A 22,752-nucleotide genomic window follows, 5' to 3' on the forward strand; every position below is an offset into this window, starting at 1 on the left:
GTTAAAAAAACCGAACTCGAAAGTTCGGTAAAGGCCTATAAAATATAACCCTTTACCCTCCCTCCGAAGGTATCGTATTCATTCTAATTATAAAAGATATCCTGGCTTTCATTTCATCCTTAAGGTACCCTTCCCTAACGTTTTTTAAAGCGTCAAGTGGTATCGTACCCATCGTCCATGATTACAGTAGCGGGGGCTGCTGTGGCATTAAACCACATTTCCTCTTATAATTAACTGTTTTATTCAATTGTTACTATACTATACATTATATTACTTTTATATGTAGTAGTCTACATTTTTATTAATCATCATCTTCTGAAATGTCGTTAAATCATCATCTGCGATGCTGCAATTAACGACTTCAGAAGGATATTTACCCCCGCTTATAGAAGTGGGAGACTTCCTTCTGAAATGTCGTTAAAAGCCAAAATCCTCTCCAATTACAACTACAGTAATATCAGTTCTCATAGGCTTTCTTTTAATTACAGAATAAATCCTACAGGCTCTAGTATCTGCACTGCAGTCACTACAAACCCCAGTTTTAGTACAAGGATTTGGCATATTTAATCTCTTGCAATTCATTGGTGCAGCTATCTGTTCTAGTCTTTCAAAGGCAGAAGCTTCATTTTTACAAATTTTATTAACACCCACTACAACAATAACTTTTTTAGGTCCAAAGCTCATGGCTGCAACTCTATTTCCTACTCCATCAATGTTTACAAGCTCTCCCTCTAAAGTGACGGCATTAGAACTGCATAAAAAAACATCACAAAGGAGCTCAGCTCTCATAGTTTCCATTTTCTCTTCTGATGATAAAGTTGGATCCCCATGATCTAATACATGTCCTCCCAATGACTTTACCTTTTCTTGTATACCAAGTTTTTTTACAGTCATTGATCCTCCAAAACCTATTCTGTCACCCTTGTGTACATTATTCATTATAAATTCTGAAGCATCCTCACCGCTTTTACAATAAAGTGCTGAAAACCCATTTTTTTTAAGAACATCTACTACTTTTAAACCTATGGTCTCGTTGTGCCAATTATGAATTTCTTTCATTTTTTCCCTCTTTTCAAAATTTATTTAAATTATTTTTATATTTATTATACCTTTTAAACCTTAAAATTACTAAAGCTTGTTCAAATTCATTTGACCCATATATAATATGCAATTTATATTTTTGAAATATTGCATATAAAATATATCAATGATATAATTGTAAATATTAAAGGTTTTTTAATCAAGTACTCACTTATTAGTGCCTTAGTATCCTAATGTAATTAATATCTTGAAAACAGTTAACCTATCCTGAGGAAAACTAGGAGGTAATTATGGGAGATAAACCAATGAAAATAAATAATAAAGAATATAGCTGTGCCATAGAGTTAACACTGGATATTATCGGTGGAAAATGGAAGCCAATTATTCTTTGGAAATTAGCCAAGAATGACGTATTAAGATTTAGCGAATTGAAACGGTCAATGGGCATCATAACTCAAAAAATGCTAACACAACAGCTTAGAGAATTGGAAGCATATGAAATGGTTCATAGAAAAGTATATGCAGAAGTTCCTCCTAAAGTAGAATACTCTCTAACCAAACAAGGCAAAAGTGTAATGCCTATATTAGATGTTATGTGTAATTGGGGAACAGATTATTTTGAAAGCGTTGTTTCGGACAAAGAAGAGTAATTTATTATAAAAAAGAGTGGACCTCCACTCTTTTTTTTGATGATTCAAATTATGCATGTTGGAAATATTATATATTAAATAAACATATGTTTTAACTTTTAGGGCACATTAATTATATAAAATGTGATTTTATGATCATTTTAGGGATTATATTTCTAAAAGGAGTGATTTTTTTGAATATAACAAGTATTTCTTTAGCCTATATATTTTTTGGGATTTCAATAATAGCCTTTATATTTTTCTTATATTACAAATTTCTAGTAATTAACACAGGTGCTAAAAGTAAAAGACGAGATAAAATTATTGGCTCCATGAAAGACCCTGACAATTGGAGACATAGAAATAATATTATGGCTTTTGTTTCTCTTTTTTGGGCTTTTATCTCCCAAACTGCTTTTATTTATCTAAAATTTTTCAATAAATCAGGATTAATATCAATTATATATGTTTTTGTATATATAGCAGTTATTGCGTTAAGTGTTTCACTATTCCTTAAGAAAAATAAGCTTGTGAGCAGTAAGTAGTTCCTTGTATTAAAAATAGCTGTAACAAAAAAGAAATTAATTTCTATTTTGTTACAGCTATTTTTGTAAATTATCCACAGCATTAATTTAAATGTTGTTACTATTTTGCAAAACATCAACAAAGCTTTTAATAATCTGCGCTGTGAAACCCCATATTATATAGTCATTATACTCATAAAAATACTCATCCATATACCCTTTTCTAAAATTATACTCTTTACCTCCATTTATTAAATGAAAAGGAAACCCTTCTTGATTTATAGGTCCTATTTCCATTTTATAAAGCAGAGGCTCCTGTTCTAAAAAGAATTTTAATGGAACTTTAAATATGTGACTTACTTCATCAACGCTTGGATTTACTTCTCCATATTTTAATTCTCCTACAAATGCATGCATTATATTTCCATAGGGGCTTATATAATAGTCCATATCTCCTATAACTTCAATTTGATCTCTTTTTAAATTTAATTCTTCCATGGTTTCTCTTATAGAAGTTTCCCTTGGGCTTTCATCCTCTTCCACTTTTCCACCAGGCAGGCATACATCCCCTGGCTGACTCCTTAATTTAAGAGCGCGCACTTCAAAAATAACGTGTAATTCGCCCAGCTCCTCTGTAAGTAATATCATAACTGCGCTTTCCTTAAATTCCCCTATTGGCTTAGAATTCCTACCTTTAAATATTTGTTCTAGCTTATTTATCATGTTAATCACCACCAAATTATATTCAAATTAATAATATCACACAAGACTATTAAAAACATTTGTTTTGTTGAAAATATGATTAAAAGCTAAAATTTTTAGACACTGTGAACTTTTTTATTATTTACATAACATTAAAAAAATGGTAGAATTTACACAGCATCAAATTAGGGCGTATTGCAACACTTGCATATATTTTTGTTTTTACAAAGGGGGACTAAAAAATGAAGAAAATATCAGCATTGCTCGATCCGTATAGAGGATTACCCAAAGAAATATATGTTATTTTTATTTCAAAAATTATAAATGCCATGGGATGTTTTGTTATGCCCTTACTTACCCTTATTCTTACAGAAAAAATCGGTTTATCCAAGGAAATGTCAGGAGTTTACATTAGTATAGCAGGATTAATATCTATGCCTGCATCTATAATTGGTGGTAAATTAACTGATATTATTGGCAGGAAAACAATTATTGTTATATTTGATTTTTTATCTGCCATTTTATATATTGTTTGTGGATTTATGAATCCATCTATGAGTATGATTTACGTATTGATGCTTGCATCTGTATGTATGTTTATAGCTGGTCCGGCCCACGATGCCCTTATTGCAGATTTAACTACACCCAAAAACAGGGATGGTGCTTATGCATTATCCTATATGGGATGGAATATTGGGTTCGCCATAGGTCCAATCATTGGTGGGCTTCTCTATGAAAATTATTTATCACTTGTATTTATAGGAGATGCGGTAACCGCACTTATATCCCTTGGTTTAATATCTATTTTCATTAAAGAAACTATACATCTTACAAAAGAAGAGACTACAGTTGAAGCTAGAAATTTAGAATCCAGAGTAGAAGGTTCAATAATATCAGTGTTATTAAAAAGACCAATACTCATATATTTTGCATTTTGTACTTTTGGGTATAATTTTGTTTATTCGCAATGGTCTTTTATGATGCCAATCCATTCAACGCAAAATTTTCTGAATCTAGGAGCTAAATATTATGGTTTAATGGCAGGCTTTAATGGATTAATAGTTATGCTTTTTACTCCACTTATAACTAAAATCTCACAAAACACGAAACACATTAGAAAAATGATCTATGGAGGCCTTCTATATGCATTTGGTTTTGGGATGCTAGGTATACTAAATACACTACCTTTCTTCTTTGTATCTGTTTTCATATTTACTTTGGGAGAAATTATTTTGTCAATAAGCGTTACACCATTTATTGCAAATCATACACCTATGTCACATCGTGGTAGAATGAATGCCGTTCTTCCAATAATCTTCGGCATGGGCTATACTTTAGGACCCATAACTATGGGCAAAGCCTTGGGACATATTAGCATAGAATCAGCATGGCTAATTTTAGGTATGGTAGCACTTATATCATCAATATTTATGTGTGTACTTGAAAAATACGATGAAAACCAAAAGAAAAAGGAAAAAAATATTTTCACCCTAGTGGACTAAACGTAAAATTTACTATACCTAAGTGATTAAACAATGTACCTTGTTCTTAATTAACTAAAATGATATACTTATTTTGTATTTATCAGTAGATAAGTATAAAATCTAACGTAAATGGAGAGATGAAAATTGAAAAGAACAAATCGACTTTTATTATTTGCACTAGTATTTACACTAGTCTTTTCTACAACTGTTTTTGCTGCCGTTAAGCCACTAGATTTAATTGGTAAAGCTGCTATTTCTGTAGATATAGATACTAAAGAAATTATTTATACTAAAAACATTGATAATAAGATGTACCCTGCGAGCATTACAAAGCTTATTACAGCTTTATTACTTGCTGAAAATAAGAAATCCACGGACAATTTGATCTATACTGCATCAGCAAAAGCGCAACCACCTTATTCTTACAACCTAAATATTCATCCTATAGCAGTTGGTGATACTATGTCAGCTGATGACGTAATGGACGCACTTCTTCTTTATTCTGGAAATGATATTGCGTATATGATTGCAGATAACATTGGAGGAAATGAAGCTAATTTTGCTAAAATGATGAATGCCGAGGCTGCGAAGCTAGGAATGAAAGGTTCTCACTTTATCACTCCAAATGGCCTGGATGATAAAAATGATCAACATTTTACAACCCCTTATGATTTAACTATCTTAGGTATAGCTGCTTACAAAAACGATAGAGTAAAGCAATCTATGGCTAAAAAAACTAGCACAATAAAATCTACCAAGGGTCCTGAAGCTATTATTCAAAATAGAAACAAACTTCTTGGTGTAGATGGTAACATGGGTGGTAAAACTGGCTATACAACAAAAGCCGGAAGATGTTTAGTTTCCATATATGAACGTAATGGCCGCCATATATTAGGAGTTGTTATGAATTCTGAAAATGACGCAAAAGACACAAAAGTCTTTGAAGATATGCAAAAACTAATTGACTTTAGTTATGCCGCTAAAAAAGAAGTAATTACTAAAAAAAATACTGCTATAAAAACAATTTCAGTACCCTATAAGGTTATTCCATTCATAGGACCAAAAAGAACAATTAATATTCCATTAGAGTCAAAAGAGGATGTGACTGCTTTTAATAATGATGTCAAACCACAAACTATTGTTAAAGCTGATAGCATAAATGCATGGAAGCTTAATAAAGAGACATCAGTTGGAACTTTAGCATTTAAACAAAGAGATGCCCAAAAGAGTTATAAGTTATATCCAATGATTTCAAAATCTACCCTTATTAAAGACAATATAATAATTTACGCTATAGTTGCCATTCTACTAGTTGTAGTTTTAGGTTTAATAGTGTTTTTAATTTCTTCCATTAGCAGACGTAAAAACCGTGGTGGTAGAAGAATGAGTTTTAAAAGGAGATAAGCAATGAATAAGGATTTTCAACAATATACAGAAATTTCAGAATTATTAAAAGCTCTTGCTCACCCTGTAAGAATCTGTATTATAAGAGGGCTTATGAGCAAAGGTAGTTGCAATGTTAGCTATATGCAAGATTGCCTAAACCTTCCTCAATCCACCATTTCTCAACACCTTCAAAAGCTAAAATCTTTAGGAATTATACAAGGTGAAAGAAATGGCTTGCAAATTAATTATAAAATTTGTAACGAAACCATTATAAATGTAATAAATGCACTGTTTCCTGATGAAACTTAATTTAAATTTATCAAAAGGCATGTAGTACTAAAAAATTAGCACTACGTGCTTTTTCTCATAGTATGCTATAACTAAAAGTATATATTGCTACAAATGCGTTCACTTCACCGAGTAATTCTACAATTTATTTTATTTATAGCTGCTAAAAACCACAAACTCGCTGCGCTCAGACATGTGGTTTTCTTCACGCAGCTACAAATAAAATAAATTGTGAATTACTATGGTTTGTTCAACGCATTTTACGCAATATATACTTTTGTTAGCATACTATGAGAAAAAGTATCACATTAAAATTTTCCGTAAACAGCTTAGGGCACATAGCAATTAATAATTACTTTGTGAACCTAAGGGATACTCTAATTGTATATAAAATATAAGTATGAAATTTCTCCGAAGTGACTTGCAATAAGAAACGACAAAACTATTGAAATTCCATTTAGAAATTCTTCTTTTGCGAATATAAAATTCTCGTAAGCCTGACAGGAAGTCAGGCTAGCGAACCTGAGGCAGGACGCAGAATGTGAGCGTTAGAGAATTTTATATTCGCAAAAGATTAGAATTTCTTAATGAAATTTCAAGTTTCTAGTTCTGTTGCAAGGCACGTAGGAGAGATTTCATACCTCCTTTGAATTTTTTAAAGTTAAATTTACCATCCAAACTAACTAAAGTTACCCCCATTATTATGATTGTGCACCCTATTACCTGCCCAACAGTTATGACTTCATTTAATAAGACTGCTGCTGCAATTAAACTCATAATAGGCTGTAAATTTATATATGTAGTAATGATTGTTGCTCCAAGTTCTTTTAGGCAATAGACATATATTATATACCCAATACAAGAGCAAAAGATTGATAAGAACACTATGTTTAATACAACTTTAGTAGAGGGTACTTGCAAAGTACTAAATAGCAGTGAAGGACTTAAGAACAATGCCCCCCACATAATTTGATAAGTAGTTATAGTTATTATTCTATAATTTCTTTTAAAACTACTGCAAACCATGTTATAAATCACCCAAGAAAATACTGCTCCCAGAGCCATTAAGTCTCCTATACTTCCTTTTGAAAATAAGCTTACCCTTCCCTTAGATGCAATTATTATAATAATCCCAATTAGGCTTAAGGTAGCACCTATTATTTTTCCATAGGTCATCTTCTCTTTATAAAGTATTTTTTGTGAAAATAAAGTAAATACAGGTATAGTCGCAATTAAAATTGCCACATTTGATGCAGAGGTATATGCTACAGAATAGTTTTCGAAAATAAAATATATTGCTACTCCAAATAGACCACCCAAGGCTAATTTAAGCTTGTCCTCTTTTAAAATCTTCTCTTTAGGGTACTTTACTTTCATTATTATAAATAAAATTATTGCAGCCAGCGCAAATCTATAAAATGCTGATAATATTGGATCTACTTCTTCCACTATAACCTTTATACTTAAATAGGATAAGCTCCATATCACCATTAAGATAACTGCCATTATATGAGGCATTTTTTTATTTTTCAACATATCACACCCTTTACTTTTCTTTAATCCACCTGAAAATAAATAACAAGTAAGTATACTAGTCTATTCTGACTTGTTACTTATTTTCATGCGCCTAATATGATTATATCTTAGAATTACCAATAATTACACTACAATTTTATTTTTAATTGACAATATTTTTAAATGTATTTTTGCAATTTTAGTATTGTCAATATTTCATTTTTAGAGTATTATATTATAGAATTGAATTATTTTCAGTTGTTTATGATGAATTTTAGCTAAATAAAATTCATTTTAATTAAAAAAAATTATGTACTAACCTATGGAGGTGCCAATTTGAAAAAAGAATTTTCACTAAGTAACGATAATGTAATGATAAATTTCACCGCAAAATACTGTAATAGTCCTGAAAAATTATTAGAAAGTAATGGCTTTAGAAGAGTTTTTAATGCTTATCTTAAAAAAATAAAAAAGAAAAACTCAAATATCTATAAATATTTAATTCAAAATGCTCACAAAGAAAATGAGGATTTAGATGTTTTCATGATACATTTGTTTAAACTACTGTCTATATTAAATGTAAATGAAATTATAAATTTAAATACTAAATATAGTTCCCTTATAAATAACAAAGATTCCTTTATTGATTTTATAGAAGATTTTTATGGTTTCTGGAGAAAGCTTGAAAGATACACTGTAATTCAAAACAATAAAATTAATGAGGGTTTAGAGAAAACAAGCTTTATCGAAGCTAACAATGATTTTTCCATGCTTATACTTAATTTGTACAGAAAAATTGAAGAGAATGTAGTTGGCCATAAACCTACAGTTTACAGACAACTACCTGCTGGTGGCAATGCTGGTCTTATTGTTAATAATGCAAATTGGCCTATGCCCTCTGGTTATGAAAAATTAAAGGACGTTCCCTTTATTGAATCAATAATGCTAGATTTACCTTATATAAGCTACCCTAAAAGAAACACTCGCGATGGTATTTTTAATGAATGTTTTGAAAATCCATTAGAGCATTGTACTTTAAGCACTGACCATTGGTTTTGTTACCCTGCGAAAGTAGGAACACTTCTTGCATTCATCTATGTTCACAGAGATTTTATGGCTCATGCAATAACTCTATGTAACCTATTTGAAATGGCAAGAGAGAAAGAATACAGAGGTATTAAACCGGATATAGTTTTTGTTTTTGGAGCTAAGGACTCTATTAATGCTAAAGATCCCTCTCCTAAGATCAAAACAGTTTTTTATGACGATGTAAAAAATGATATTATGCTTGGCTATATAAGTTATGGTGAAGAAATTGATTATTTTGGATATGTAAAAAAGATGGCTTTAACGCTTCATAACTTAATAATGATTAAAAGAGGTCATTTACCAATCCATGGTGCCATGGTAAATATTGTTATGAATAACGGTAAAAGCGCAAATGTTGTTATTATGGGTGATAGTGGTGCAGGTAAATCTGAATGCTTAGAAGCCTTTAGAAGTTTAAGTGAAGATTTTGTCAGTGACATGACTATAGTCTTTGATGACATGGGCGTTGTAACTATGAATGGCGGTAACAAACCCTTAGGCTTTGGAACAGAAATTGGTGCCTTCGTAAGACTGGATGATTTGGATGCAGGTTATGCTTTTAAAGAAATCGATAGAAGTATATTTATGAATCCTGATAAAATTAACGCAAGACTTGTTATGCCTGTAGCAAGCTATAAAGATATTATTAAGGGATACCCTATAGATTTATTCCTTTACGCAAACAATTATGAAGAGGTAAATGAAGAAAATGAAGAAATTAATTTCTTTACAAATCCAATGGACGCCATTGCAGTTTGCAAAAGTGGAGCAAGAATGGCAAAAGGTACCACCACTGAACTGGGCCTTGTAACATCTTATTTTGCAAATCCTTTTGGACCTGTGCAAAAACAAGAACTAGTAGATGTTCTTATAGAAAAGTATTTTGAGGAATTCTTTAAAACAGGAGTAAAAGTTGGACAAATTAGAACTTCCTTAGGTATAAAAGGTCAGGAAAAAGATGGGCCAAAAAAAGCAGCTAAAAAATTATTCGAGTTAATCATAAAATAAAAGAAGTATATATTACTACAACTTCTGTTCGCTGCGCTAAGTAATTCTAAACTGATTTTAATGAAAGATGCTAAAAAGTGCAAACTCGCTAACGCTCAAACATGCACTTTTCTTAACGCATCTCCCATTAAAATCACTTAAGAATTACTAGAGCTTGCTCAAATGAAGTTTACGTAATATATACTTCTTTACCATGTAAAGAAGTAATTCTCCCTAGGGTGGAGTATAAATGTTATCCACAGCCACTTCCGCAAACTGTTTCCTATAAAATTACTCCACCCCAGTTTGAGGATTTTTGTAAAATGAACTTACAGCATCAAAATTGTTTTTAAGTCTTAAGCCATTGTTTAGTTTAAGTACTCTATCAGTATTTTTAATAATGTAATTTTCAAGCTTATCCATGTACAAATTCCCCGCTATTTCATTTTGGGTAACCATGGTTAATCCTTTTTCCCAACTAGCTGTTAATTCTGGATTTAAAAGCGTGGGTATAGAATTTTTTACCACATCATAAATAATTTCTCCAAGCAGTGTTGGCATAACTACCTGGGTTTTATTATTAGATTTAATGTATTCTATTTTTTCAAGCTTTGTTAAAATTCCTGAACGAGTGGCACTTGTACCAATTCCAGAGCCTTTTATATGCTCTCTTAATTCTTCATCTTCAATAAGTTTACCCGCATTTTCCATGGCTATAATTATTGAACCTGTAGTAAATCTTTTAGGAGGAGAAGTTTTACCTTCTTTTACAATCAAGTCTTCCAGATTCACAATTTGACCTTTTTTTAAGGTACTCAAAAATTTCATGTTTTTGCTTTCGCTGTCATTACTATCATTATCAGGTTTTAAAACCTGCAAATATCCCAGTTCAACGCAAACCTTATCTGTTGTAAAAAATCTTTCCTTGTCAATCTTGGTTATAACAGAAACCTTGCTATAAACAGCCGGAGGATAAAATATTGCAAGGAACCGTCGCAGCACTAAATTATAGATTTTCTTTTCTATATCCTTTAAAGACATATAGTTTTGAAGACCTTCACCTGTTGGAATAATCGCATAATGATCTGTGATTTTACTATCATCAACATATTTTGTTTTAGCTAAATTGCTGTACCATTTTTTTTCTAGAATATTTCCTGCTATATTTTTTATTTCAGGGTCTCCCTTGAAATTTGTTAGTTTTTGCAAATTCTTATTGATTTCTTTTGTCACAGCCGTAGATAATACCCTAGCATCTGTTCTTGGATATGTGAGCATTTTCTTTTCATACATGGCTTGAATGTGACTAAGGGTTTGCTCTGGGTTTATTTTGAATTTTTTAGAACATTCATTTTGTATTTCTGCTAAATTAAATAGCAGTGGAGCATTTTTATTTTCTTTCTTCTTAGTAACATTCTCAACCACAACTTTGCCTTCTATACTAGAATCTCTAAGTTCTGCTATTAATTTTTCTGCCGCTTCTTGTTTTTTAAATCCACCCTCATTATAAAGAAGTGGTGATTCGAAATAATTAGAGCCTTCTACCGCTTTCCATTCTCCCTCATAAATAGATTCTTCATCTACCTTAAAGCTTCCTATAATCTTATAAAATGGAGTAACAATAAACTCTCTAACTTCTCTTTCTCTTTGAACCACCATTCCAAGCACACAAGACATTACACGTCCCACCGCAATAACTATATAATTTTTTCCAAGATAATTACTTACAGTTTTTCCATAAACTAAACTTAGAAGTCTAGAAAAATTAATTCCCATTAGATAATCCTCTTTTGCTCTTAAATATGCAGCTTCCGATAAATTATCATACTCTTTTAATTCTTTTGCTTCTTTAACACCACGAATTATTTCTTCTTCAGTTTGTGAATCTATCCATACCCTACGTTTTTCCTTGTTAGGACTCCCTGCCATTTCATCCACTAATCTATATATGTATTCTCCCTCTCGCCCTGAGTCTGTACAAACATAAATCCTATCAATATCTTCGCGAACTAATTGACTCTTAACTATATTAAATTGTTTCTTTACTCCCTCTATAACCTCATATTTATATGCTTTAGGTAAAAATGGCAAAGTATTTAAAGACCATTTTTTTAATTTTACATCATATTTTTCGGGGTAACTCATAGTAACAAGATGACCTACGCACCATGTAACAACAGCCCTGTCAGACTCTATAAATCCATCAGATTTTCTGCCATTTATTTTTAAGGCTTTAGCAAATTCTGCAGCAACACTTGGTTTTTCTGTAATAAATAATGCCTTACTGATATGTACCACTCCACTTTCCGTTAAATTACATTATTAGTCTCTGTATTAAATGTCCTTGTTAATGCTTGAAAATTAATTATACCATTGTTTATACACCTATTTCAAAAGAAACTTAAATGTACCTTATAGTGTTTTTAGATATTCTTGTAAATCTCCACCTGAACTTTTTGTGAATTTGCCCCTATCTAATTTGAAGTATTGAGCCTGCGCACACTGTGCCCTTATTAGTTCTACTAAGGTTGCATGACAGGTAAGTACAAAAATTTGATGTGTCTTTGAAAGGTTTACTAAGGCCTTAACAGTATTTCTAGTATGCGCTATATCAAAATTAACAAAGGAATCGTCAAGTATAACTGGTAAGCTTGGCTTAATTTCTTTTATTCTACTTATACGAACTGCCAAGAATAATTGTTCTTTTGTACCCCTACTTAACTCTTTTGAACTTTCCATAATACTCTCATCTCGTAGTACTGTTTTAAAGTCCCCCTGCATTAAATCTTCCATAGGCATAATATCTTTGTATTCTCCTGAGGTTATTTCACACAGAATATCACTAGCTCCCTTTAAGAGCTTATCCTTGGTACTTTCTAAAAATCGCTCTCTAATTTTTTCTAAGAATAAGGCTGCTGTATTATAAACAGCATATCTTTCTGCAAGTGGTCTTAACTGACTTCTTGCTCCTCTAATATTTTGCTCACACTGCAGTAATTTGTCATCAGAATTCAAGGCTCCAATCTCATCCTTTACGGTCTGTTTTTCATTCTTTAAATCCTCTAATTGTCTGATCAATTCTTTATTGTCTCTACTTAAAGCCTCATATTCATTATTCAATTCAGAAGCACTATTATACTGCTTATATAAATTTTCCAGGATTTCTAATAGCTTTTCATTTTCATCTCTGTTTTGTGCAAATTCTCTTTTTCCATCCTGTAGTAATCCCCCTATACGCTGGCTTTTTATAGCTTGCAATAGCTTATCATTAATAATTTTCAATTCATTCTGATGATTAATATATTTTAAATACTCTTCACCCTTACTTATATATTTTTCTAATGACAAAATTACATTTTCATATTGATTTTTCTCCCAATTGTCTTCAAAGGAAGTATTTACAGCTAATTTACCCCTAGTTAAAAACTCTTCTATTTCCTGCTCCAACATAATCAATTTTGAAAAGCTCTTTTCAGCTTTTTCTCCCAACATCAAATGCTTATATAAAACCTCTACCTTTAGTAATGCATCATTGCAAATATTGCCCATATTATTTATGTCTATTCTTTCTTCCAGTGCTTGCTCTGAATTTTTGGTATTAAAATCATCAAATTTATTAAGTAACACATTAATACTACTTAAATATTCACAGGTAACACTAAATTCATTGTCTAGTTTTTTCTTTAATAAATTATATTCGGATATTTCATCCTTTAAAAAAGCTGCAGTTTTAAAATAATCCTTAATACCCTCAGCTGTTACTCTAGCATCAAGCCTTAAAATGTCCCTGTACTCATCCATGATATTGTTTATTTCTATTGAGTTTTCATCTAAATCTTTTAGTTCTGCAGTAGTTTTCTTAAAAACAATCTCTAAGTTTTCAATGCTAGCTTTAGTTTCCAAATTTCTATTTAACATTAGTTTGCTATTTGAGTAATTTATAAACAAATATATTGCTGCGCCTATGCCTCCGATTATTATTATTGAACATCCTAGTAATTTATCTACAAAAAACAATACAAGTCCTAAAATCATAGTGAATAATGTGAAATTAAAATATTTTTTAGCATAAACTATAGAATCATAGGGTTTAATTTGTTTTTCTAAAATTTCTCTTCCAATTTTATAGTCTCCAATTTTTTTATTGCAAGCAAGCGTTTCGGATTCTATTTTTCTAAATTTTTCAATGTTACCGATTAAAATGTCTTGCTCTACCTCATCACAATTAATTTCTTCCACAATATTTAGACTAACCCAATTATTGTTAGCTTTTTTAGTTTTATTCATTAGTGTTTGTGTCTTTTCATAATATTCTTTTTTTATAATGAGTAGATTTTTCATCATTTCTTTAATTCCTGATATCCTATTATAAAAGTTACTAATATCCACCTTGTTTTCAAGAAGCAACTCTTTGGTGTGCTTATCTCTAGATGTTTGAATTTGAAATTCATCATTGTCATTATTATATCTTTCTAGTTCTTTAATAAATTGTGTTTTTAGCGCCTTTGCTTTTTCTATATTATATTCTCTTATATCCTCAGGATTAAATAAATAACTATTAAGTTCTAATTCCAGATTTTTTTTATTTTCATTAAGATCATAATTGTGCATTAACATCTCTAATTTAATTATATTGTTATTACTATTTATAATTTCCAATTCTTTTGAAATTACAGTGTTTTGAAGCTTTGAAAACATATTTTTCTTTTTCACAAAGGTATCTATAAGCCCCATGGATTTTCTTCGTCCTTCTACGCTTTTTTTAATATTTTCCGTATAAGGCTTAAACATTTTAGTAGATGGATTTCCCCGAGTTCCACCAATAATATTAGCTTTTTCCCTTAACTCTTTAGAAATCACCGGTATTTTTATAATGTGCTTAAAGCCTGCACCTAGTAGCATAGGCTGAAGATTATTATCTTCCTTATCTGAACTCCTATTAAGTTCATCAAGACTTATAGTGAAAAGCTCTCTGTAGGTTGCCTTATCTATATTATATAACCCTTTACTATCCTTATTATCTGTGCTATTTTTATAAACTATCTCTGGATTACTAAACCCTTTTAACAATATATTTACTCCGTTATCCTCCTGGATTTTCAAATCGCATCTCACATCATATTGAAATTTAGGTGGAGGTAGATTACTATTTTGAGAAAACCCATAGGGTATATTTCTAATTATCTGCATTAAGCTAGTTTTACCGGACCTATTTGCTCCCCCAATAACTATTATTCCCTCCCCTAAGTTTTCTAGCTTTTCACCTTGAAATACTCCAAAATCTCTAATATCCAATTGTGTTATTTTCAAATTCTCCACCCCCTACATTAATTCTAAAGCCTCTGCTAGCTTTTCAATTACTAGTTCCCTAGCTTGCACTATAATATCCTCAATAATTTCTTCATCAAAATCAAATTTATCCTCATCTATATCTTCCGTACAAATTTGCTTTTTCCAAATGGAACCCCAGTTTTTCACAAGTTCTTCTCTATTCTCTCCTTTTTCCCTATATAAGCTAATTACTTCATCTAAATCCCCAAAAATAGAGTTTTGCATTTTGAGACTTTCAAAATCTTTCATAAGCGGGGAAGTTCTAAATATTATGGAATCTATCCACAGAAAATATTTTCCCTCTGAAATTTCTTGGTTTATATCTTCTATAAACTGTTTATAATCATCTTCCTTCATATGAGTTATTTTATCCTGCAAATCCGTTCTTCCTTTTATTACTAGCTGTAAGACATAGCCTTTAAATTCCTCATTTACTGCTTGCTTTACGTGCACAAATTCATTAGAAATTTTGGGAAGAACATCCGTTACCTCTCTAATTTTCTCTAAAATCAATCCAGTTAAATCACTAAAATTCTCTATCTTGCTTGCTTGTCCAATTATTATTTCTACTCTTTTATATATGATTGTTGCTATAGGCAAAAATTCCATATGAACAATTTCTTTCTTGGATACCTCTACATAGAAAACTCCGCCCTGTCCTGGCTCTCCCATATCACGTCCTTGAGGGATTCCTGGAAAAGCTATAATAGGCCTTGTATCACTTAGAATATTAGTTTTATGTATATGTCCAAGGGCCCAGTAATCTATATTTGGTACTGCCTTAAGCTCCTCTAATGTGCAGGGAACATAATTATTATTATCCCACTCTATTGCAGTATGTAGCATTGCAATATTAAAACAATCATTATCCAATAAATAGTTTTCATAAATTTTTTCTCTTTCAGATCGAAGCTTATAGGATTTCCCAACAATTTTAGCTATAATTTCATCATCTTTGCATACTTCAAAAATCTCTGCATTATCAGAACTTAATATGTGAACATTTAGAGGCATATCAAATAATTCTTGCTTGTCATTTGCAGCATCGTGATTGCCATAAATAACATATACACCTATATTTATTTCACTTAACCTTAAGCATTGATTAATAAAAAATCTATTGCCTCGCACTGACCTTAAACAACTATCATATACGTCTCCACAAATCAATATGAAATCCACCTTATACGCAATGGCAGTATCACATAATCTTTCAAAACCGCCGTATACAGCGTCTTTACATAGGGTTTGTATTTTTTCTGTAGGATTACCATTTATATTAAGAAAAGATCCTAAATGCAAGTCCGCAGCATGAATAAACCGAAATGTTCCACTCATTACTTTTCCACCACCTATTTTTTTCAGATATCACTATAGATATTTTACCATAAAACCAATTGTATATATAACTCAAATAGATTGAAATTTTATAATTTGATACAATTTTAAAAAAATTTAAGCTATAATGATATTTATAGTTATTCATAGGAGGGATATGTATATGAAATTTATAGATTTAAGAAGCGACACAGTAACGGAGCCTACACAAAACATGAGACAAGCTATGTTTACAGCTGAGGTTGGAGATGATGTTTATGGTGATGATCCAACTGTAATAGCCTTAGAAGAATATGCTGCTAAACTAGTTAACAAAGAAGCAGCACTATTTGTTCCAAGTGGTACTTTTGGAAATCAGCTAGCACTATTTACCCATTGTACTCGTGGTAATGAAGTTATTCTTGGTGATGATTGCCATATAGTTATACATGAAGTTGCTGCCTCATCAGTAATTGCTGGGGTTCAGCTTAGAACTCTAACCAGTAATAAGGGAGAACTGGACCCTAAACAAATCCAAGCTAGAATCAGAAAAGAAGATGAGGATATTCATTATCCTAGCACAGGTCTTATATGCATAGAAAATGCTCATTCTTGTGGTAGAGTAATACCACTCTGTACAATGGAAAAAATTTATAATTTAGCAAAGGAGCAATTCGTTCCAGTTCATTTAGATGGTGCAAGACTTTTTAATGCTGCTGCATACCTAGATGTAGATGCAAAAGAAATCACTAAATATTGTGACAGTGTGATGTTTTGCATGTCAAAAGCTCTTTGTGCACCTATTGGCTCTATACTTGCTGGTGATAAAAGTTTTATTGCCAAGGCAAGAAAGAAAAGAAAAGTTTTGGGTGGAGGCCTAAGGCAAGTGGGTATTTTAGCTGCAGCAGGACTTGTAGCCTTGCGCGAAATGATTCCTCAACTTAAAATAGATCATGAAAATGCTATATTACTAGGAGAAGAATTATCAAAAATCCCTGGTATATCAGTAAATAGTGAAGATACACATATTAATATGGTGTTCTTTGATATGAGTGCTACTGGATTTAGTAGCGATAAATTAGTAGAAAAATTTTATAACAGAGGAATAAAAATTAATGGAGAAGAAGATGGATTAATGCGCTTTGTTACACATAATTGGGTTTCTAAAGAAGATATTAAATTTATTATAACCTCTATGAAAGAAGTTCTTGCTGAAAAATAATCCACATTTTTTTCTTATGCTTTTTGATGCCTTATAGTATAATAATTTAAAAAAAGCATATAATAATCTTAATAGATGATTCAAAGTGGTTGAGCCAAGAGTGCTCCTAGACTGGAAATGGTTTTAGAGTATTCGGCCAAAGGTGTATACGATATCTGCTAAGGTTTTTTATATGCCGGAGGGAAGATTGTTACAGGTTCTTAACAGCTGTATATGTGCCTAACTGTACTTATACGGTTCTCCCGGATGTGTGATAGTCGAGCTAAGATGATATAGGTTGCCGCAGGTTTTATTAGTATATGACTAGGGGTTATTCTTAATCGAGAGATTGTTTTTAGCTCCCAAGGTGTTCTATATGGTCGAGTAAAGATGTATATATGTGCTGTAATGCTCAAATGGGTATGTAGGGATGTGTATATGTTGTAGCGTAGATTGCTTTGAGTGGTCAAAAAATCCCTTGGGTTAAAAGGCAAGTTATTTTATAATAACTTGCCTTTTTTATTTTCCCTTTTTATGTAAATAATTATATGGTTATAATCTATTAATATTATTTTTTTATCATTTCTTGATTTTCAATCATAGGTTTACTAACATCAAAATGACCTTTGATACTCTCTACATTTTTTCCTTCAACAAGAAATTGAACCTTATTTACCCCTAATTCCTTATTTAAAATTAAAGTATTTACAATTGAAAACAAAGCCATTCCTTCTCCTGTAGAGCCACCGGAGATTTTCTCTGTTGCGCTACTTTTAAAATCAACATAAGCAATATTTTCTTTAACTTGCACATCTATTATTTCTAAATCCACAGGCAATGTTGCAACTAATTTTGCGTCCCCATCTTTTGCACTAGGCCCTTTTACTAATTCGCCTACAACAGACTTCGCTGTAGGTTTTTCTAAAGTTCTTTTTTCGCCTACTAAGTTCATAGCTTGATCATCACTAAAATAAAGTACCATTTCACTATTTTTTATCTCAGTTTTAGCTTCTACTTTTGGTTCCACGGTACCACCTACTACTTTAGATGTTTCTTTTGGCTCCTCTTTAACTATACTTTTTGAACTATCCTCTTTTTTTACCTCGGTTTTTCCACAAGCAACCAATGTAAACATTAACGCACTACATAATATTACTGAAAGAATTTTCTTCATTTTTGTCACCTTCCTAATAAGATATTATATTAATAGTTAATAAAAGCTAAAGATGAATCTTTAATTTTATTAGCTCGCACTATATATAAATTATATCATAGATTATAACCATATGTGGTAATCTTTATTAAAATTACCTTTTCTGAAAAAATATCTTATAATATTATTTAAATATTTTTATGAGTTTTTGTATAATAAAACCACATCGGGCAAGAATATTAAATGAGAGGGTTTAGATCGGTTGAGCGAAGAGTATTACGAGGTTATAAATAGCTTTTTAACATTCGGCCAAAGGTGTATCCTAGGTCGTTATGGCTTAATATATGCCAGAGGGAAGATCATTATGTGTCTTGAAAAGGTTGTATATTTGCATAACTGTGTGTATAGGATCTTAATAGATGTGTAATGGTCGAGCTAAGACTAGATTATGTGCCGCAGGCTCCAGTTGTAGTGTATAACATTATGTTCCAGTTATACTTTAATAATTAACTATGATGATAAGAGTTAGGGATTGTATATAGTCGGAAGATTATCTATGTTCTCCAAGGTACATCTTTTAATCGAGCAAAGATGTATACATGTTGTGTAATGCTTATATATAGTCGAAAGATTATCCTTAGGTGTGTAGGGATGTGTATATGTTGTAGTGTAAATCGTTCTGAGCTTTCCATATATCCTAGGATAGGGTAGGTTTTAGCTAAACCTGCCCTTAATATTTCCAAAGCAAATTCAAACAAATAACATGCCCCAGTGTAATAGCTTATTTTTTTAGTCATACTAATTGTCCAAAGTTTACATACCATTTCGAGTATGTGTTTCCCTGCCCATCTTTATAAGTACCCTTCTTATCCACAACCATAACTGTTGCTCTTTTATTTATCTTATAAATGAAGCCACTATATTTTTTATTATCCCGAGCGAAGTCCACCTTCTGCCCTATTTTAAAGCCATAATCCGCTGATATTATCTCCTGTTGACTTGGTAATTGATGATGTACATCAGTATGAGCAAATATGTTATTAACCATAATTTTAAATCTGCGCTTTTTGCAACTAGATTCACCATAAAGATGAAACTCCATTAAATGGCATAATTCATGTTCAAAAACTATTTGAAATGCCTCTAAGGAATCCACTGTATTTATACCAGATACTATCTTATCCCTTTCTACCTTATAATACTGAAAAAAGAATTTTATGCCCATTCTTATTTCATAAGTTTTTTCTGTTTCCTGTAATAGTTTTATTTTTCTAATATATATGGTTTTTCCTGCTGCAGTGGTCATCCTAGTGGATAAAGAAAAAGTTATACTCTCCTTAAAATTTTCACTAAAATAATTACAGAAAATTTCTTCATCATATAAATGGAACAAAATCCTCATGTCCTGATTTGACATAGATTTTATATACCCCGTATTCACATTTTCAGATTTAGCTAAAAACTTATTTCTTATAGCCTTTCTTTTTTTAATTATTTCTTCTGCACTATATTTTAAATCTTTTATATTTTGTCCTGTCATTATTTTTACTTCCTTATAACTAAGCGCCTTTAAAAAATAATTAGTCCTTATTCTTTAAGATACTTTATTTGAAAAAATTTATAAATATAATATATCATGATTCTAAAATAATAACTATCCATCTTTTATAAATGAACAGACAAAAATCCCACATATATAACCTGTGGGATTTTTTAGTACTCTTCTAAAATGTAGTTAAAATAGTGTTTAAATGGTTTTTAAAATCGCAGTATGGATTATATAATGAAGTGTATCTTTAGGCTCATTAGGATTCTCACTTAGCCTTTTGATAAATTCACTCTGAATTTTAACTACATCTATATTATGCAATTGGAATTTTTCTTCAATTTTTTGGATTTCCTTGTCAATATTTTCTTTATAAAAAGATAGTACTATATCCTTTTTAATAGACAATTTGAAAACTAATAATAAATTTTGATAGTCATCTTTATTCAAATCAAGATCAGTATTTTTTAATGCTCTATTTAAAAACTCTAAAGATTTATTTAATTGGTTAGTATACATTTTAATGTCCTCATTACCTAGGACAAAGGCTAACATTGCTTTTGTAGTGTACTTAATATTGTTTTCTATGCTATGTTCCACATTGATACCAAAAGCTCCACTAGCAAATTGATTAGAAGCTAAAACTTTTAATAACTCATTTCTTTGATAACCAGCATATTTATCGTAATCTTCTTTTAGTATTGATAAATCTTTATAATAAAATGCTGTTGATTCTGATTCTCCATCTAAACTTTCAAAGGCAAGTTCTATTTTTTTTGTAGTTTTAACAGGTAGAATTTCTCTTATTCTTATACCTAGTATTGGATCTTCCATTTCCTCATAAAGGATAAAAGAAGTTTCCCTGCAAATTATACCAACCTTTTTAGAAATTTCAATAATTTTATTGTTCATTGCCTCTTGAAGTTCCCCTCGTTCATATTTTACTCTGTGTTGGAGGGATTGTATACGTTTTTTATACCATATTTTTTCAATTAAGTTAACATTTTCTTCTAACTCAAGATCATTTAGCATAATTATTCTTTGAATTCTATTTTTCCCAACTTTACCTTTTAAGATAACAACTCCGCCTACTTCTCCGTTAACTTTAGCAAAAACCGAAAATGGTTCTTTATCATACATATATTTAATAGTTCTCGGGAATGTTGTTTCAACCTTCATTTTACCCCAATCAATTTCAATATCAGTAACTTGGGGATTTTTTATTCTATTAAATTGTTTAAGCACCACATCTTCAATTCTTTCCCCAGGATATATAACTTCTGCAGCACCATAAGAAATACGAGCTAATTTATTTATGAAATAGCTATTTACTGAAGTATCTATTCCAAAAGGGAATATTCTACTTTCTTTAATGTTTTCTTCCACAAAATTCAATATTTCTTTTTCATTTTCCACCAAATCATCTGTAAATAAGAAAATTACATTTTCTTCTATTTCACTTTTTCCTAGCAGAGCATACTTTATTGCATCAAAAACCACTGCATTTTCTTCTGCTTTAAGTTCTTCAATCCATTTGCTGGCATTGCTTAAATTTTCTTCATTAAAATCAACCTTTGTCTCTATAGCAAAGAAATGAAGCTTATCTCCAAAAGCACAAACATTAAAGGTATCTCCTAATGTTAAATTCCTAAGGCATAGTTGAAGTGCATTTTTACCTTCTATTAATTTATTTCCGCCCATTGACTGCGATATATCTAAAAGGAATATATAGTTTGAACCAGATGATTTCTGCTCAATTTCAATGTCTGGTATAAATCTTAAATATAAAATCCCTTTATCATCTCTTGGGTAATCATATATCATTCCTGTAGTTTCCAATTTTTCTAGTTCTTCTAATACAATTTCTAAATCCTTATCCATTCTTTGATTGTTTCCATCTAAAGTTACTTTATATAAATTATTTTCTTCATATTCCACCTTTATTTTATGAGAAGAACACTTGAATTCTAATTTTGTTAAAGATTCAACAAGTAGCCTTAAAGTAAATTTATAATTGTTATCTTTATGGATGATGCCTAATACACTGGAATCTAGTGTATTATCTTTCGAAAGATTTATTGGAGCTATTATTGTGGGGATAACTAATTTTAAGTTTCTATTCTCATAGCTTAGTTCTTCTATATAAGATATTTTAATTTTTACAACTTCATTAGGAATTATCTTACCGATAACTATTCTAAATATACTATCACTAAATTCTTCCATCAAAAAGGTGTTATTATCCTTTTGATTGAAATTCTCATATATTTTATTTGCTTCATCTTTATCTTGTATTAATCCTTTTATAGTCCTACCACCTAGCACTGCTTCAAAACCTGATATAACTGCTCGCTCTGGAATTGGGAAAGTATAAATTGCTTCTACATCATTTGTTCCCTTATTTTCATAAACATGGTCAATAGTATACTCAGCGAATTCACCACACAAATTTCCTCTTATATTAACTTCTTTTAAGATTATGTTATTCTTCAATTCTTTTCCATGGTTTGTATTATAATTTACCATTGTACCCCTCCTGATTTTATATCGCAAAGATTT

16 protein-coding genes and 1 riboswitch are annotated in these 22,752 nt (G+C 30.8%); of the genes, 7 read left to right on the plus strand and 9 right to left on the minus strand.

Annotation, left to right across the window (positions count from 1 at the left end; translation table 11 throughout):
* Positions 1-74 precede the first annotated feature (74 nt).
* Positions 75-270: riboswitch (cobalamin riboswitch) on the minus strand.
* A 147-nt stretch (positions 271-417) separates the two neighbouring features.
* The gene (locus tag ACREV6_RS02215) at positions 418-1,059 is read right to left on the minus strand and encodes a lactate utilization protein (RefSeq protein ID WP_431576403.1); all 642 of its coding nucleotides are present in this window, start codon (positions 1,057-1,059) and stop codon (positions 418-420) included.
* A 272-nt stretch (positions 1,060-1,331) separates the two neighbouring features.
* Here ACREV6_RS02215 and ACREV6_RS02220 point away from each other — a divergent pair, with 272 nt between their 5' ends.
* Both ACREV6_RS02220 and ACREV6_RS02225 read left to right on the plus strand, forming a co-directional pair.
* Positions 1,332-1,691 carry a winged helix-turn-helix transcriptional regulator gene (locus ACREV6_RS02220; protein ID WP_431576404.1) on the plus strand — a complete coding sequence of 120 codons (360 nt, stop codon included), beginning with the start codon at positions 1,332-1,334 and terminating at the stop codon, positions 1,689-1,691.
* A gap of 173 nt (positions 1,692-1,864) precedes the next feature.
* Positions 1,865-2,215, plus strand: coding sequence for a hypothetical protein (locus ACREV6_RS02225; protein ID WP_431576405.1), 351 nt, complete (start codon positions 1,865-1,867; stop codon positions 2,213-2,215).
* 87 nt (positions 2,216-2,302) lie between these two features.
* Here the strand turns inward: ACREV6_RS02225 and ACREV6_RS02230 are convergent, their stop codons facing one another.
* A complete protein-coding gene (locus ACREV6_RS02230; RefSeq protein WP_431576406.1) occupies positions 2,303-2,917 on the minus strand; it encodes an NUDIX hydrolase in 615 nt (204 codons plus the stop codon).
* 221 nt (positions 2,918-3,138) lie between these two features.
* Between ACREV6_RS02230 and ACREV6_RS02235 the strand changes: the two genes are divergently transcribed.
* The 3 genes from ACREV6_RS02235 (at position 3,139) to ACREV6_RS02245 (ending at position 6,075) form a co-directional block, all read left to right on the plus strand.
* Complete coding sequence (locus tag ACREV6_RS02235; RefSeq protein ID WP_431576407.1) at positions 3,139-4,398, plus strand: MFS transporter; 1,260 nt, start codon at positions 3,139-3,141, stop codon at positions 4,396-4,398.
* 126 nt (positions 4,399-4,524) lie between these two features.
* Positions 4,525-5,784, plus strand: coding sequence for a D-alanyl-D-alanine carboxypeptidase family protein (locus ACREV6_RS02240; protein WP_431576408.1), 1,260 nt, complete (start codon positions 4,525-4,527; stop codon positions 5,782-5,784).
* Positions 5,785-5,787: 3 nt separating this feature from the next.
* Entirely contained in the window at positions 5,788-6,075 is a 288-nt protein-coding gene (locus ACREV6_RS02245; protein WP_431576409.1) for an ArsR/SmtB family transcription factor, read from the plus strand.
* Positions 6,076-6,657: 582 nt separating this feature from the next.
* On the opposite strand, the gene ACREV6_RS02250 is transcribed toward ACREV6_RS02245, so the two are convergent.
* Positions 6,658-7,590: a DMT family transporter gene (locus ACREV6_RS02250; protein ID WP_431576410.1), complete on the minus strand. Its 933-nt coding sequence runs from the start codon at positions 7,588-7,590 to the stop codon at positions 6,658-6,660.
* A 315-nt stretch (positions 7,591-7,905) separates the two neighbouring features.
* On the opposite strand from ACREV6_RS02250, the gene ACREV6_RS02255 reads away from it, so the two are divergent.
* Positions 7,906-9,666, plus strand: a complete 1,761-nt coding sequence (locus ACREV6_RS02255) for a phosphoenolpyruvate carboxykinase (protein ID WP_431576411.1) — start codon at positions 7,906-7,908, stop codon at positions 9,664-9,666.
* Between the two features lie 270 nt (positions 9,667-9,936).
* On the opposite strand, the gene ACREV6_RS02260 is transcribed toward ACREV6_RS02255, so the two are convergent.
* From ACREV6_RS02260 to ACREV6_RS02270, 3 genes are all read right to left on the minus strand, one after another.
* Positions 9,937-11,934, minus strand: a complete 1,998-nt coding sequence (locus ACREV6_RS02260) for a DNA topoisomerase (RefSeq protein WP_431576478.1) — start codon at positions 11,932-11,934, stop codon at positions 9,937-9,939.
* A 123-nt stretch (positions 11,935-12,057) separates the two neighbouring features.
* Positions 12,058-14,955: an ATP-binding protein gene (locus ACREV6_RS02265; protein WP_431576412.1), complete on the minus strand. Its 2,898-nt coding sequence runs from the start codon at positions 14,953-14,955 to the stop codon at positions 12,058-12,060.
* 12 nt (positions 14,956-14,967) lie between these two features.
* Positions 14,968-16,314, minus strand: a complete 1,347-nt coding sequence (locus ACREV6_RS02270) for a metallophosphoesterase family protein (RefSeq protein WP_431576413.1) — start codon at positions 16,312-16,314, stop codon at positions 14,968-14,970.
* A 163-nt stretch (positions 16,315-16,477) separates the two neighbouring features.
* Between ACREV6_RS02270 and ltaE the strand changes: the two genes are divergently transcribed.
* Positions 16,478-17,515 (plus strand): low-specificity L-threonine aldolase, encoded by a 1,038-nt coding sequence (gene ltaE, locus ACREV6_RS02275; RefSeq protein WP_431576414.1) that lies wholly within the window; start codon positions 16,478-16,480, stop codon positions 17,513-17,515.
* 547 nt (positions 17,516-18,062) lie between these two features.
* On the opposite strand, the gene ACREV6_RS02280 is transcribed toward ltaE, so the two are convergent.
* The 3 genes from ACREV6_RS02280 to ACREV6_RS02290 form a co-directional block, all read right to left on the minus strand.
* Positions 18,063-18,668 (minus strand): GerMN domain-containing protein, encoded by a 606-nt coding sequence (locus ACREV6_RS02280; protein WP_431576415.1) that lies wholly within the window; start codon positions 18,666-18,668, stop codon positions 18,063-18,065.
* Between the two features lie 772 nt (positions 18,669-19,440).
* Positions 19,441-20,187 (minus strand): hypothetical protein, encoded by a 747-nt coding sequence (locus ACREV6_RS02285; RefSeq protein WP_431576416.1) that lies wholly within the window; start codon positions 20,185-20,187, stop codon positions 19,441-19,443.
* A 207-nt stretch (positions 20,188-20,394) separates the two neighbouring features.
* Complete coding sequence (locus ACREV6_RS02290; RefSeq protein WP_431576417.1) at positions 20,395-22,719, minus strand: VIT domain-containing protein; 2,325 nt, start codon at positions 22,717-22,719, stop codon at positions 20,395-20,397.
* Positions 22,720-22,752: the final 33 nt, after the last annotated feature.

The organism is Clostridium sp. (assembly GCF_050717515.1).
Taxonomy (GTDB): Bacteria; Bacillota; Clostridia; order Clostridiales; family Clostridiaceae; genus Clostridium_AD.

Excerpts from the sequence above, each read along its gene's own strand:
- ACREV6_RS02215 (WP_431576403.1), bottom strand. The coding sequence starts at position 1,059 with ATGAAAGAAATTCATAATTGGCACAACGAGACCATAGGTTTAAAAGTA.
- ACREV6_RS02220 (WP_431576404.1), top strand. The coding sequence starts at position 1,332 with ATGGGAGATAAACCAATGAAAATAAATAATAAAGAATATAGCTGTGCC.
- ACREV6_RS02230 (WP_431576406.1), bottom strand. The coding sequence starts at position 2,917 with ATGATAAATAAGCTAGAACAAATATTTAAAGGTAGGAATTCTAAGCCA.
- ACREV6_RS02235 (WP_431576407.1), top strand. The coding sequence starts at position 3,139 with ATGAAGAAAATATCAGCATTGCTCGATCCGTATAGAGGATTACCCAAA.
- ACREV6_RS02245 (WP_431576409.1), top strand. The coding sequence starts at position 5,788 with ATGAATAAGGATTTTCAACAATATACAGAAATTTCAGAATTATTAAAA.
- ACREV6_RS02250 (WP_431576410.1), bottom strand. The coding sequence starts at position 7,590 with ATGTTGAAAAATAAAAAAATGCCTCATATAATGGCAGTTATCTTAATG.
- ACREV6_RS02270 (WP_431576413.1), bottom strand. The coding sequence starts at position 16,314 with ATGAGTGGAACATTTCGGTTTATTCATGCTGCGGACTTGCATTTAGGA.
- ltaE (WP_431576414.1), top strand. The coding sequence starts at position 16,478 with ATGAAATTTATAGATTTAAGAAGCGACACAGTAACGGAGCCTACACAA.
- ACREV6_RS02280 (WP_431576415.1), bottom strand. The coding sequence starts at position 18,668 with ATGAAGAAAATTCTTTCAGTAATATTATGTAGTGCGTTAATGTTTACA.
- ACREV6_RS02285 (WP_431576416.1), bottom strand. The coding sequence starts at position 20,187 with ATGACAGGACAAAATATAAAAGATTTAAAATATAGTGCAGAAGAAATA.
- ACREV6_RS02290 (WP_431576417.1), bottom strand. The coding sequence starts at position 22,719 with ATGGTAAATTATAATACAAACCATGGAAAAGAATTGAAGAATAACATA.